Origin of the sequence: Enterobacter sp. SES19, from assembly GCF_011765665.1 — a bacterium.
Taxonomy (GTDB): domain Bacteria; phylum Pseudomonadota; class Gammaproteobacteria; order Enterobacterales; family Enterobacteriaceae; genus Enterobacter; species Enterobacter pseudoroggenkampii.
The window spans coordinates 2199721-2213253 of sequence record NZ_CP050320.1 but is presented as its reverse complement, the minus strand read 5'-3'; the positions used below and the strand labels follow the sequence as shown (position 1 = coordinate 2213253).

General features: G+C 53.2%; 11 protein-coding genes. 4 read left to right on the top strand and 7 right to left on the bottom strand.

All coding sequences use genetic code 11. The annotated features are described in order from the left end of the window. Positions 1-6 precede the first annotated feature (6 nt). The 3 genes from GXP72_RS10535 to GXP72_RS10525 all read right to left on the bottom strand — a co-directional run bounded on the left by GXP72_RS10535 (position 7) and on the right by GXP72_RS10525 (position 3285). Complete coding sequence (locus GXP72_RS10535; RefSeq protein WP_032651162.1) at positions 7-198, bottom strand: YnbE family lipoprotein; 192 nt, start codon at positions 196-198, stop codon at positions 7-9. Next, positions 195-2834 carry a YdbH family protein gene (locus GXP72_RS10530; RefSeq protein WP_208763832.1) on the bottom strand — a complete coding sequence of 880 codons (2640 nt, stop codon included), beginning with the start codon at positions 2832-2834 and terminating at the stop codon, positions 195-197. The genes GXP72_RS10535 and GXP72_RS10530 overlap by 4 nt, the downstream gene beginning before the upstream one ends. A gap of 127 nt (positions 2835-2961) precedes the next feature. Next, the gene (locus tag GXP72_RS10525; RefSeq protein WP_208763831.1) at positions 2962-3285 is read right to left on the bottom strand and encodes a hypothetical protein; all 324 of its coding nucleotides are present in this window, start codon (positions 3283-3285) and stop codon (positions 2962-2964) included. Between the two features lie 326 nt (positions 3286-3611). Between GXP72_RS10525 and GXP72_RS10520 the strand changes: the two genes are divergently transcribed. Then, positions 3612-4601: a 2-hydroxyacid dehydrogenase gene (locus GXP72_RS10520; protein WP_024909491.1), complete on the top strand. Its 990-nt coding sequence runs from the start codon at positions 3612-3614 to the stop codon at positions 4599-4601. A gap of 19 nt (positions 4602-4620) precedes the next feature. Here GXP72_RS10520 and GXP72_RS10515 read toward each other — a convergent pair whose 3' ends face one another. Further along, the gene (locus GXP72_RS10515; RefSeq protein ID WP_208763830.1) at positions 4621-5826 is read right to left on the bottom strand and encodes an MFS transporter; all 1206 of its coding nucleotides are present in this window, start codon (positions 5824-5826) and stop codon (positions 4621-4623) included. A 457-nt stretch (positions 5827-6283) separates the two neighbouring features. On the opposite strand from GXP72_RS10515, the gene GXP72_RS10510 reads away from it, so the two are divergent. After that, complete coding sequence (locus GXP72_RS10510; RefSeq protein WP_024909493.1) at positions 6284-6955, top strand: MgtC family protein; 672 nt, start codon at positions 6284-6286, stop codon at positions 6953-6955. A gap of 72 nt (positions 6956-7027) precedes the next feature. Here GXP72_RS10510 and GXP72_RS10505 read toward each other — a convergent pair whose 3' ends face one another. Then, on the bottom strand, positions 7028-7483 hold the full coding sequence (locus GXP72_RS10505; protein WP_244319947.1) for a MarR family winged helix-turn-helix transcriptional regulator: 456 nt from the start codon (positions 7481-7483) through the stop codon (positions 7028-7030). 68 nt (positions 7484-7551) lie between these two features. Between GXP72_RS10505 and GXP72_RS10500 the strand changes: the two genes are divergently transcribed. Further along, the gene (locus tag GXP72_RS10500; protein ID WP_048989534.1) at positions 7552-7842 is read left to right on the top strand and encodes a DUF1330 domain-containing protein; all 291 of its coding nucleotides are present in this window, start codon (positions 7552-7554) and stop codon (positions 7840-7842) included. 125 nt (positions 7843-7967) lie between these two features. Beyond that, the gene (gene uspF, locus GXP72_RS10495) at positions 7968-8402 is read left to right on the top strand and encodes a universal stress protein UspF (protein WP_023335555.1); all 435 of its coding nucleotides are present in this window, start codon (positions 7968-7970) and stop codon (positions 8400-8402) included. Between the two features lie 57 nt (positions 8403-8459). Here uspF and GXP72_RS10490 read toward each other — a convergent pair whose 3' ends face one another. Continuing rightward, positions 8460-11042 carry an EAL domain-containing protein gene (locus tag GXP72_RS10490; protein ID WP_208763829.1) on the bottom strand — a complete coding sequence of 861 codons (2583 nt, stop codon included), beginning with the start codon at positions 11040-11042 and terminating at the stop codon, positions 8460-8462. Positions 11043-11366: 324 nt separating this feature from the next. Beyond that, positions 11367-13400, bottom strand: coding sequence for a peptidyl-dipeptidase Dcp (gene dcp, locus GXP72_RS10485; RefSeq protein WP_208763828.1), 2034 nt, complete (start codon positions 13398-13400; stop codon positions 11367-11369). Positions 13401-13533: the final 133 nt, after the last annotated feature.

The window sequence follows — 13533 nt, the reverse complement described above, 5'->3', positions numbered from 1 at the left end:
GCGTCCTCAGAACAGATCGCTGCGCGACTTCAGCAGGGTTTCAACGTCTTTATCGACCTTGATGTGGATCTCATGTTCGATTTTGACATTCATATTGATGGTAATCGGCTCCTTTGGCGCAGCGACTTCAATTCGCGGCGTACAGCCGGTCAGTAGCGCGGCAACGGCAACGGTGAGCGCACCAGCCATCTTATTCATTGTTGTTCCTCACTTTCCTTGCCAGTCGAACTGCGGGGAGCAGGTATCGCCGCATGTTGCTCAAACCAGGTTTGCAGGTTGTCCCCAAAACGCAGGCTGCGCCAGAGGGTAAAGACATTCTCGTCGTGGGTATAGTTCAGATTGACGGAGCTGCTTTTACCATCGACCCGGCTGGTCCCCTTGATGGTCGCCTGCATGGTTAATTCACCCAGGTTATCTAAATTGATTCTCGTCCACGAACGCGAAATTTCCATATAGCGGAGCCAGTTAATCGCGGCACCCGCAACCATATTATCTTTCACGATGGCGTCGGCCGTATCTTTGTCGATGCGTAGCGTCATGGGCCCCGGGTTGGTCAGCCAGCCATCTTTAATGATCCATTTTTCGTTGTCCAGCCAGAACGGCAGCGCCCCGCTCACCGGCCCTGACATAGCAAACTGCTTCGGATTGACGGCGCTAATCAGCTCGCTCGAAGAGATATTGTCCACCCGCAGCAGGGCCGGATCGTGCTGCGGCATCCGCAGCTGCTGCATGGTGATCTTCCCGCCGAGGGTTTCCACCTTCACGTTGGTGAGCAGCAGCGGATTGTCCTCCGTCCAGGGATAATCCCCCTGTAAATCCGCGGTAATGTTGCGCGCGGTCACCAGGTTTTCCACTTCGCCGATGCGTAGCGTGACCGGACCGCGCGTGCCGAGGGACCAGGTTCCCTCGCTGAAGCGGAACGGCAGCACAAAGTCGACGCCGTTAATCTGGTTATCCGGCATCCAGGCGCTACCGGATTTCAGCACGCCGTGCCCGCCCGCTTCAAAGCCCTGATCGGCCGCCGCCGAGAAGGCGACCTGCGCATAAAGCTCCCCGTCGCGCAGCGTCATTTTCCAGTCCGGCGGGATCAACGGCTGGAATACGGTGAGCGACTGTTTCGGCCACCAGGCCTGCCCACGAAGGCGCACGCCATCCCAACGACCGTTCACCTGTACCGGACCGATTTTGTCCGCATGGAGGTCGCCCTTAAACTGAAAAATTGTCGGGTCGGTGCCGTCGACGCTGAAGGTCAGGACCGAGGGCGGCAACACGCTGCCGCCGGAGAACCGGGTTTGCCCGGCATTGAGCGACAGCGCGCCGCTGAAGCCCGGTTTTTCGGCATCGCGCAACCAGCGTACCGGCTGATCCAGCACCAGACGCGGCTTGCTGACCTCCATCGTGCCGTACTGGAGCTTGTCAAAACCGGTGGAGAGCGCCGTCAGCTCAATAAGGTTGTCGCGCCACTCGCCTTTCCCGGCGACATCCCAGCGGGCATGCATCGGCGTAAAACCGCCTTTTCCCCAGTAGCGCCACTGCCACAGGCCGTTATCAGGTAAAAAGTCATTAGCCTGGCCGTCCAGGTGGAGTTCAAAATCACCCATCTCGTTTTCATGGGCGCGCAGAATCGCCTGTAAACGGCCGTCCACGCCCTTCTGCGTCAGCTTCACGCCCGCCAGCGGCCAGCGGATTTCATCGATATCGAGCGAATTGATGATGCGCCCGCGCGAGCGGAGCAACGCGCCCGGCTCAAAGGCCAGCTGCGGTTCATACAGGCTGCCGGTCAGCGTGGCGGGCAATTTGGCGTAAAGAATGAGATCGTTTTGCTTCGCCTCGCCGCTCAGATGCAGGGGCATGTCGCTGTTTTCCATACTGAGCCTGCCGGGCCCAATATTCAGTACCGCGTTGCCTTTCCCCGCATCGCCGTGCGTCAGCACATTCAGTCGTCCGGTCAGGGTGGTTTTCTCCAGCCCCTGCTGCCAGTTGTCTGCACGAAGGGACACCCGCCCGCTCAGCGGCATACCCGAGAGATCCCAGTTCCAGCGCCCGTCGCTGATGTTCAGTTGCTCCGCCGTGATCTGCCACGGCAGGTCGAGCAGCGGATCGGGGTTGTCCCGCGCCATCACCACCAGCTGTCCCTGATTCTCTTCCCAGTCCAGATCGGCGTCGACCAGGGACGTTAACTGTGGCACGTTAAAGGTCGCCACCGCGTGGCCTTTCACCGGCACGCCGTCCGGAACCAGCGGCAAGGTAAACTCGCCCACCAGCTTAATCGGCTGCGGCTGGTCCGGGAGCTGTACATCAAACTGGCTGACCGAGAGCGTTTGGCCGCGAAGCGTGCCTTTAATGCTGACCTGCTCGCCTTTATAGGCGATCTCCTGGCTGGACGGGGTCAGCGACGCATTAAGCTCACCCTGCCACTGCTGCCAGGGCGACAGCGTCAGGCGGTGAACCGTAAGCCAGGTATTGGGCAATACCGCCTGCCACTGGGCCAGCGTTTTGGGAGCAACCGTTGACGGCGCGGACTGGGGAATTTTGCTGAGGCAGACGGAGTTTAAATCGAGCGTGCCGATATCCAGCTTCCAGCGGCTGGGATGTGACAGCGTCACGTTATCGATGCGGGCAATTTCGCAGTCTTCAACCAGATAGCGAAGATCGGGGATCACCAGCGCGTGGCGAGTCAGTTTCGGACTCTCTTCGAAAGCGATGCGCGTCCCGACGGGCAGCCAGATCCCGGCGAGCGTCGGTACCCACTGGGCGAGCGTCATCAGCAGCGTCAGCGGCAACAATATGAACAGCAGTAAAAGCGCAAGAGCGGCTTTGTATTTACCCTTCATGGGCAGTTAATATCCTGATTTAGCAAAAGAATTAAGCCGGCAGTGCCGATCATTGTCGCATGTTTAGCTGGTCAGTTGAAGTCAAAGCCAGGTTTAAGAATAGATGCTGTAACGTTAAGTTGCGAAACTAGGGCCTGTTCCGAGGCAACGCCAGAAGGTAAAGCATGGCGAATATCAACGACCCCCAATACACCGAGTTGTACCGCCAGGGATCAAAATCAATAAGTAAAAATGCGCTAACAAACTCATAGCCGTTGGCAAAAACGTTAATTTGAATGGCAGCAATGGCTATCACAAACAGCGTATAAGCAATGAACAGTGGATATTTCCGGAGCCGGTTAACTTTCATTTTCCCGAAGTACAATAAGAAGAAAATCACAATAGAAACAATAAAGTAGCACAAAGCAGGCAGCATCGGCGGAGATAAGGACAACTCCAATTGTTGAGACATGCATCATTCTCCCTCTTTATCAGAAACTCACCCAGTTTCTGATATCGTCCCATCACATCAGGAAGGATTGCAGTTTTCGCACCCTCTTGCCATTCTTTAACGTAATTCAGACAGGCGTTTCTCGCATCCTCTACCCACTTCATTTTCCGCTACATGTCCCGATCAGATCCGCGCCGAAGATTTCTCGTAGTAAGAATATCATGGAGTTAGGGTGCACATATGCTCTAGAATAATTGATAGAACTCATTGAATTCAATAATATTTTAGAAATTGTAAGATAATTTTAATCATGCTAACGTGAATGCAAAATCACTGGAGAAAGTCTTATGAAACTCGCGGTATACAGCACAAAGCAGTACGACAAAAAGTATCTGCAACATGTTAACGAGGCTTACGGGTTTGAGCTTGAATTTTTCGACTTTCTGCTGTCCGAAAAAACCGCCAAAACGGCGCACGGCTGTGAAGGCGTCTGCATTTTCGTAAACGATGACGGCAGTCGTCCGGTGCTGGAAGAGTTGAAAAAACAGGGGGTGAAGTACATCGCCCTGCGCTGTGCGGGCTTTAACAACGTGGATCTCGATGCGGCAAAAGAGCTGGGTCTGAAGGTGGTTCGCGTTCCGGCGTACTCCCCGGAAGCGGTCGCGGAACATGCGATTGGCATGATGATGTCCCTTAACCGTCGTATTCACCGCGCTTATCAGCGCACCCGTGACGCCAACTTCTCGCTGGAAGGGCTGACCGGCTTTACCATGTACGGCAAAACCGCTGGCGTGATCGGTACCGGTAAAATTGGCGTGGCTACCCTGCGCATTCTGAAAGGCTTTGGCATGCGTCTGCTGGCATTCGATCCGTACCCAAGCGCCGCAGCGCTGGATCTGGGCGTGGAGTACGTTGACCTGCCGACGCTGTTCTCGCAGTCCGACGTGATCTCCCTGCACTGTCCGCTGACGCCGGAAAACTACCACCTGCTCAATCAGGCGGCGTTTGACCAGATGAAAGATGGCGTGATGATCATCAACACCAGCCGCGGCGGACTGGTTGACTCTCAGGCCGCAATCGAAGCGCTGAAAACCCAGAAAATTGGCGCGCTGGGGATGGACGTGTATGAGAACGAACGCGATCTGTTCTTTGAAGATAAGTCTAATGATGTCATCCAGGACGACGTGTTCCGTCGCCTCTCTGCCTGCCATAACGTCCTGTTTACCGGACATCAGGCGTTTCTGACTGCCGAAGCCCTGATCAGCATTTCGGAAACCACGCTGGGCAATCTTCAGCAGTTAGAAAAGGGTGAGCCGTGCCCTAACGAACTGGCTTAAGTGCTACGCCGGGTTGTGGCTAAGCCTCACCCGGCACGTTTGTTTCCCAGCTGCGGTGCGCAACGCGCCACCAGATCAGAACGGCGGCCACCGCAATCGCGCTCAGGACAATGAATGCCGTCGCAAACGAGTAATGACCGGCGATCGTCCCGGTTAACGCCGGGCTCATGGATGCCCCAACCCCCTGCATCAGCATCACCACACTCTGCCCGGCATTGACGTGCCCGCTTCCGCGCAGCAGCACCACAATAAACGATGGTACGACGACACCGAGGATCCCGGCGGCCAGGCCGTCGAGAATTTGTACCGGGATCATCATGAACGGCGCGTCCGTGGATGCCGCCAGCGCCGCGCGTACCGGCATGACCAGCAGCGCCAGCATAATTAAGCGCCAGTAGCCAAAATGTTCGATCCGGCGCGAAGCCCAGATGGCGACAGGGATCATCACGGCCTGCGAGATGATGACGGTACCCGCCGCGTACAAACCGGGGTTGATCGTGGCGGGTGCCGCAGCCACCCTCATGCTCAGCATCGGTAATAGCGCGGCGTTTGCCAGGTGGAACAGCAGCAGCGTCAGCCCGGTAACAAACAGCGCCCGGTTTTTCATCAGCATCGCAAAACCGGGGACCGGCAGGCTCGCTGAAGAGGACAGCCCGCGCGCCGCGTCGTTATCGATATCGCTGTTGCGAATGGCAAGCAGCGCACACAGCGTTAGCAGCGTGGTACAGGTCATCAGCAGGAAAATCCCGCCCACGCCCCAGTACCAGGCAATGCCGCCTGCAATCAGAGCGGTCATGAAATTGCCGCCGTGATTGAACGCCTCGTTTCTGCCCATCTGCGCGCTGAAGCCACCCTGCCCGGTCAACCCCAGCGTAATCCCGGCGATCAACGGCCCGACAAATGCCGCACAGATACCGGTGACGATTTGCGACACGGCGACCACGGCGCTCTGCTGGCTAAACCAGAGCAGAAGCGTGCTTAGCGTGATCAGAATGCACAGCAGCGCGAGCACAGCGCGTTTGTTGCGGGAGGTGTCGGTGATGAATCCCGCCGGCAGCGTGGCCAGTAATCCCGCCAGCCCGCCGGCCGTCATCAGGATGCCGATATCATCAGGGGTCCAGTGGCGTTCGGTCAGAAAAATACCGAGAAAAGGCCCCAGGCCATCGCGGACATCCGCAATGAAAAAACTTGTCAGGCATAACGCCCGCAGCGAACGAAGAGACATACATCCTGCCTTTGTCTGTTATCGCCTGTAAAAAAGAAAATGTAGTATACCGGGTATTTTTGAAAATCAGATGACGTCTTAAAAAATATGCCTTCCGAACTTAAACAATTCATAACGGACGTTGTTTTTTCACTTTACTCATTATCGACCCTGACTATACTGGCAATAAATTTTCACAGGAGTCCTTCGTTGGAAAGTTATTTTATCGTCGATACGAAGGTAAGCTGACGCGATTTTCTCGCTGCTTACCTTTACGGTGGGCAGCAATCCTCTTTACGTGATTGCATCCCAATACATTAAGAACGACCAAATTTGTGGGGCATCACGATGTTCATGTTTAACCATTCACTCTTTCCGCCACCCTCCCGCTGACATGCTTTGCGTTTTAACGGCGTCATTCTGTGCTTTGTGAAGCACTGACGCTTATCGTTTAATCATGTTAACAGGCGACAGGCTGATGTTCCCTTATATCTCTCATCTGCTCGCAGCGATGCTGCTGGGCGCAATTATCGGCGCGGAAAGACAATGGCGCCAGCGTATGGCCGGGCTTCGTACCAATGCACTGGTTGCGACGGGCGCTGCCGTGTTTATTTTAAGTTCCATCTCGACGTCACCCGATAGCCCGGGACGCATTGCAGCGCAGATCGTCTCCGGAATAGGTTTCCTTGGCGCTGGCGTCATTATGCGTGAAGGAATGAATATTCGTGGTCTAAATACCGCCGCAACGCTATGGTGTTCGGCCGGAATTGGTGTGCTGTGCGGCTTAGGGCAATTCTGGAATGCCGGTATGGCCAGCGTGATTATTCTTTGTGCCAACATATTGCTTCGCGAAGCTGCGCAACGGATTAATCAACTGCCCGCGCTCCATGAAGGCGAAAAATGCTATGTCCTGAAAATCACCTGCAATGATGAGCATGAAGATGCGGTCCGACAGAGCGTGGTAAACATGGCGAAAGAGTTGACCTTAAGCCTGAAATCCATTTATTGCGCAACGGCGCAATCAGAAGGTAAAACTGAAATTCGGGCCGAGGTGATGACCCGGGAGGAATACCGGAAATTACTCGATCTGATTATGGGTAATATCGGCGGGAATAAAATTATCGCGTCCGTCAGCTGTCACGCAATTTAAGTCTATTACCGGGCATTACGCCCGGTACAACCTTTCCGTTTTGCATAGTCTCTGACAATAACGCGGAGAGCTTCATAAGGCAGCACTGATTTTAGCCAGACGTTTCATCATCTCCGTCGTCAGGCTAAGCTGCTCGCTGCCCATAAGATGGGACAACTCCTGCTTAGCGGATTGCCATACCGGCATGACCTCTTCAAGCAGACGCCAGCCTTCAGCTGTCAGCGTGAGTCGTTTTCCGGCACGTCCACGGCCTCCAGCCGAGTCAATAATGCCCCGGGATTCCAGACTACGGATATTACGACTCAGTGTTGTCGCATCCACCCCTGCTCTGGCGGCGAGTTCCGCAACGGTTTCATTAGGAGAACCCCCGATGCCAACCATCAGACTGAACTGCTCAGCGGTCAGATCAAACGGTCTGAAGCAGGCGTTGTAATAGCGCGTAATAGCCCGAGCGGTAGCGCGCGCCTGAAACGCCGGACAGACCTCCGGAATGGTCTCCAACAGCGCCACATCAATGTTGTTCATCATTTCATCTCGACAAGCAATGCTAAAGTTAATACTGTATATACACTATTTATACTGCTTGAGGAACCATTATGCCTGCCTTTGTTCATATCAACTTACGAGTCATTGACCCTGCCAGACAGGCCAGCCTGGCCCCTCGCTTCACGTCGGCATTAGAGGAAGCAGGCGGAAAAATTGTCCATTTTGGAGCTGTCGCACAGGTACTGGAAGGGGAAGTAGCGCCGTTACCCTATGCAGGCATTTTTGAATTCCCGACGTTGGATCAGGCCATTGCCTTCTATCATTCGGAAAAATATGCGCCGATTAAGGCTGAACGCCAGCTCGCCCAGGAAGCAAGAATGTTCATTGTCACGACGGAATGACAGGCAGGTTCAACTGTACCTAAATCACAGAACCGAAATTTGTCCCCGTTATGAAAGCCTGCTCTCTGTTTTGCTGGAAATAACGGTTTAACCTGAGCTGTGCAAAAAACACTCAGGAGGAACACATGTACAATTCAATTTTGGTTCCCATTGATATCTCCGAGGATAGCCTGACGCACATGGTTATCCCCTTCGTTCAGGCACATACAGCACTTAACACAGCTAAAGTTCACTTTCTTACTGTTATTCCATCTCTTCCTTATTACTCATCATTAGGTTTGGCCTACTCCGTAGAAATGCCGAAGATGAAAGAGTTCCAGCACGCTGCTTTAGCTAAACTGGATGAAATTGTTAAGCAATTCAAAATCCCTGCAGATAAGATTCAGACTCACGCCGTGACGGGATCCCCTAAGGATCAAATCCTTAAGCTCGCTGACACGATCGGCGCCGACCTGATTATCATCGCCTCCCATAAGCCTGACATATCGACCTATCTGTTGGGTTCAAACGCTGCGGCAGTGGTGCGGCATGCGAAATGCCCTGTGCTGGTTGTAAGATAAAAAAACCGGGCGACATGCCCGGTTTTTCATTTACGTTTCCCTGAATGAAAGCACGCTTTAGAGATTGACTCTGTTTGCGTTTAAATTTAAGTCCGTAATAGCGGCCGGTTTTCCAAGCAAGTAGCCCTGAACTTCATCACATTTATTTTTTTTAAGAAAAGAGAGTTGTTCGGCAGTCTCCACCCCTTCTGCGGTTACCGCCATCGAATAGGCTTTACCCAGATCGATAATTTTCTCTACGACTGATTGATTCTGCGGTGAATCGCCCAGGGTAAAAATAAAACTCTTGTCGAGCTTGAGCCCGTCAAACTGAAACTTCCGGAGATAGCTCAGGGATGCATAGCCGGTACCGAAGTCGTCGATCAGAATGCGGACACCCATTTTTTTGAGAGACTTCATGGTCTGCAAGGTTTTTTCTGGATCGGAAAGCGTGACATTTTCAGTCACTTCTATTTCCAGACGGTTAGGCTCAAGCCCTGTTTCATGAAGTATCTCTTTTATCCTTTCGGCAAGATCGCTTGCCTGAAATTCGATAGCAGAAATATTTACGGATACCGATAACCCCGGCAATTTATCTTTTGTTTCCGCACACGCTGTGCGTATGACCCAGTTGCTGAGGTTAATAATCAGGCCTGTTTCTTCCGCCAGGGTGATGAACTGATCGGGCATCATAGTCCCTCTCTGCGGGTGCTTCCAACGTACCAGCGCTTCGACGGCGTCTATTTTCGAGTATCGGAGGTTATAACGCGGCTGGTAAACCAGATAGAGTTGCTCTTCGCGAATCGCTGTCTTCAGTTCTAATTCCAGTTTTCTCCGTTCGGTCAATTTTTCCGACATATCCGGGCGATAATAGACCCATCTGTTTCTGCCGGATTGTTTCGCCTGGTAAAGCGCAATATCCGCATAGCGTAAAAGATCGTTTGCGCTGCTGCTATCCTGGGGAGCCAGCGCAATACCCATGCTTACGCCTATCGCCACATCATTGCCCTCAATGGAGAAAGGACGGTTAAGTTCTTGCACGATGCGGTGACACACCTCCTCAATGTGCTCTTTTTGGCTGCTGTTGCCGAGGAGCAGCATAAATTCATCCCCTCCCTGCCTTGCGACAAAATCACCTCGACGAACGCAGTTTTTAAGCCGTAAAGCGACCTCGCCAAGCAGAGCATCGCCCGCGGAATGCCCAAAAATATCATTGACGGGTTTAAACTTGTCTAAATCGAGGCAAATCATGGCAAAGGGATAATGATTGACGCCTTCTTTAGCGAACTGGCCTGCAAGAAACTCCTTAATATGATACCGGTTCGGCAGACCGGTTAATTCATCATGGCGTGACAGGAACTCCACACGTTTTGTTGCTTCAACTTCCTGAGAGACGTCGGTTGCCGCGCCCCGCAACACCACCGTTCCGTCAGGCTGAGCAGAAAACTTTGCCAGAAGCGTGCAATAGGACGTGGATTGTTGCGCGTGAGTATAAGGGCAGTTCTTAAATTCCAAGCGTTCAGTTAACTCGCGGCGGCTGACACAGCCATGTAATAATCCAGCTGTCGAGGGAAAGAGTTCATCCAACCTGCGGCCTATCCATTCGCTATTTTCATATCCCGTCACCGTAGAAAAACGACCTGAAAGCCACGTTATCTTTAACGATAAATCTGTTTCCCAGAACCAGTCGCTGGTTGTTTCACTGACGTCCCGGAATCGTTTTTCACTCGTGATGAGATTCAACCGTGCCTGCTCAAGGAGAAAGGTATTTTCGTCAAGCATTCTCGCCTTCTGCATAATATGACGCATGAGAATAACCATCATCGATACCGTCAGAATGACTGAAAGGATGAGTAAGGGTAAAAAATAAATAATCAACGCCTGGCCTGGGTTTTCGCTGTCCCAGATAATTTGCACATCACCATTCTGAGCACTTAAGGTAAATTCAGTCTGGTTGTTTATTTGAGAAGTGACTGGTTCAGGTGAAGTACGAACATTTTTGACGCCGGCATCCTGCCCAATCGTGAGGAGTTTTTTAGCCGTTAGCTTGTCTATAAACACCATTGTCGAAGCTTTCCCCGGTAAGGACTTCACGCTCGTATCATCGCCCGTCGTTATCCATTCCGCAGAAACAATGGCCGGAACGGAATCGATAAGCGTTAGCATAGAAACCGGCAATCCATTTTTTAGGCTCACCTCACGGAGTAAACGGTCTTTGGTGGATTTATCTAACCAGCGATCCAGATCCTGAAGCTTCAGTTTCCCGTCAACCACGCTGTACCGCGTTCTCCCTTCCGGGGAGAGAACAAACACCCCTTCGTAGCCAAAGTTGTCATAGAGGGACTTACCCAGGTTTTGCTTATCCCATGCCCAGTGAACGTCAGTGTTCAGATGAAGATATTTGTAGGCATCTCCCCACTCTGCATTGTCTTTCAAATGACTTCGCATGCTTTCCTGGCGGGTATCCAGCGCTTTCCTTAACAAAAATTCATCATGCTTGTCGCTGATTTCATTAACATTATCTTTTATTATTAGCAGAGATATTATTGCGGCGATGAAAATACTTATCAACAACGTAACAATATAGGTAAAGGTTTTATTTATCAGGCCTTTAGAAGGCTCGGTATCCGTGAAAGCCGGATTGTTCAGAGGTAGGGTCATCTTTCGCCTTCTTAACTGCTATTACGTCAATATTTATGCCACCTTCATTTATCGGCAAAAAATAATAAAATTTTATAGCAAAAAATCTGAAGCTAAAGAATATGTGGTTTTTACAACCCAGATCAAATTATTAATCATTAACTCTTTTGCAGCCTAAATTCGGTATAATTAAATATACCGGTCAAAGTAACTTATCACCTCAGCGGTTGTATTTACACAGAATGGATATTAAGACTATTTTTTGCTGTAGCGGTCACAGGAACGATGAAACGTATAAAAAAACCGGGCGTAACGCCCGGTTCTTTTTTTCTGATGAGACTGACTCTATTCGCTCAGCCCGCGATTCTCCAGCATCGGCTCAATCTTCGGATCGTGCCCGCGCCAGTTGCGATACAGTTCGGCTAAATCCGTGCTGTTACCACGGGACAAAATCGCCTCGCGGAATTTTTGCCCGTTTTCACGGGTCAGGCCGCCCTGTTCAACAAACCACTGATAGCCATCATCAGCGAGCATCTGCGTCCACAGGTAGGCGTAATATCCCGCCGCGTAGCCGCCGCCGAAGATATGGGCAAAATAGCTGCTGCGATAGCGCGGCGGTACGGCGGGCAGATCCAGCCCCTCTTTTTTCAGGGCTGCCGCTTCAAATGCGTCTACGCTCGAAACGGCCTCGCCGATGCCGTGCCAGTTCATGTCCAGCAGCGCGGCACTCAGCAGCTCCGTCATGTCATAACCCTTGTTGAAATGGGTCGCGTTGAGCATGCTTTCCCGCAGCGCGTCCGGCATCGGCTCACCGGTTTCGTAATGGCGCGCATAATGGGTAAACACCTGTGGATGGCTGGCCCAGTGCTCGTTGATTTGCGACGGGAACTCAACAAAATCACGCGGCGTATTGGTGCCGGAAAGCGTGGCGAACCGCTGGCTGGCAAAGAGACCGTGCAGCGTATGGCCAAACTCGTGGAACAGGGTTATCACGTCATCCCAGGAGAGAAGCGCGACACCGCCATTCGCCGGTTTTTGGTAGTTACAGACGTTGTAGATCACCGGACGGGCAGCAAACTCGAAGGATTGCTCGACGAAATTCCCCATCCATGCCCCGCCCTGCTTGGAATCACGGGCAAAGAAGTCACCGTAAAACAGCGCCATGCCCTCACCGGTGTGGTCGAAAATTTCCCATACGCGGACGTCCGGGTGATACACCGGGATATCGAAGCGTTCGACGAAGCGAATGCCAAACAGCTGGCTGGCTGCCCAGAATACGCCATCCTGCAGCACGGTATTGAGCGCAAAGTAGGGCCTGATCTGCGATTCATCGAGGGCATATTTTGCCTGGCGCACGCGCTCCGCATAAAAGGCCCAGTCCCAGGCCTGCACGGTGAAACCGCCCTGCTCGTCGTCGATGACTTTCTGAATATCGGCCTGCTCGCGTTCCGCGCGGGCGCGGGCGGCAGGCACAATGCCGCGCATAAATTCCAGCGCGGCGGCTGGGGTTTTCGCCATCTGATCGGCAATGCTCCAGCTGGCGTAATCCTCAAAGCCCAGCAGGCGGGCCTGTCGCGCACGTAGCGCCGTCAGACGCAGGATCAGCGCGCGAGTATCGTTTTCATCCCCTTTCTGGGTACGCGTCCAGCCTGCGTTGAACAGGTTTTCGCGCGTCTGACGATTGCGCAGCGCGGAAAGCGCGGGCTGCTGGGTGGTGTTCAAAAGCGGGATCAGCCAGCGATCGTTTAGCCCTCGCTCCGCGGCAGCCTGCGCCGCGTCAGCGATCTCACCGGCGCTGAGCCCGTCAAGCTGGTGCGCGTAGTCCACCACCAGCCCACCCGTTTTATCGGCAGCCAGCAGACGCTGGTTAAACTGGCTGGTCAGGGAGGCCGCCTCGGTATTCAACGCCTTTAGCTCGGCCTTTTCTGTCTCATTCAGACGCGCGCCGGCCAGAATAAACCGCTGATACGTCTCTTCGACCAGACGACGGGATTCGGCGTCCAGCGCGGCACGGTCCTGCCAGACGCTCTCCACGCGGGCGAACAGCACGTCATTCAGCCAGATATCGTTTGCCAGCGCGGCAAGCTCGGTGGAGAACTGTTCCTCGAGCTCCTGTAAATACGGATTGGTGTGCGCGGAAGTCATGGCGAAGAACACGCTGCTGACGCGCGCGAGCAAAGCGCCGCTTTTCTCCAGCGCCAGCACGGTGTTAGCGAAGTCAGGCGCAGCGGCCTGAGCGACAATCGCGTCAATATCCGCCCGCTTCTGGCGAAGGGCTTCATCGAAGGCCGGACGATAGTGGCTGTCGTTGATCTCATCAAAATGGGGGGCCTGGTAAGGCAGCAGACTGATGTTAAAAAAGGGATTCGTGGCCGTCATCTTTCGCTCCTGAGTACGGGTATCCTCCCAGAGTAGGCCAGGCCGCCATCCCCTGCAACGCTGTCATACAAATGTTGCCTTAACGCACCCTCTGCGGCCGTGCTATGTTAGTACAACACAAAAAGCGTTGAGG